This window comes from Gilvimarinus sp. 1_MG-2023 (assembly GCF_030548285.1).
Genome location: NZ_JAUOSC010001057.1, coordinates 1 through 269 on the forward strand (window position 1 = coordinate 1; position 269 = coordinate 269).

Genomic DNA, 269 nt, shown 5'->3' on the forward strand with positions numbered 1-269 from the left:
GCCCAGGGTCAGGCGGTAGTTTTCCGGCCCCACTCCCAGGCCAATGGCGGTCAGAATATCCTTGGACGACGTCAAGTGGGCAAATTCACTGATGGCTTCGGTGGCTTGCCACTGGCCCGGTTGCTGGTGGAGGATAAATCCCTGCTCGGTGCCGACAGGGCCACCTTTGAGCATGGTGGTATTGATGCCTTGATGACGGGCAATGTCGAGCTGTTCGCAGACGGCAGCAAAGTCGATATCCAGAGGCTTGTTTAATACCAGCCCCATGG

Annotated in this window: 1 protein-coding gene; it reads right to left on the minus strand. The window is 57.6% G+C overall.

Going from position 1 to position 269, the window contains the following annotated elements; genetic code table 11:
* On the minus strand, positions 1-269 hold a 269-nt coding region (locus Q4563_RS20105), incomplete at both ends, for a YqgE/AlgH family protein (RefSeq protein WP_303605771.1).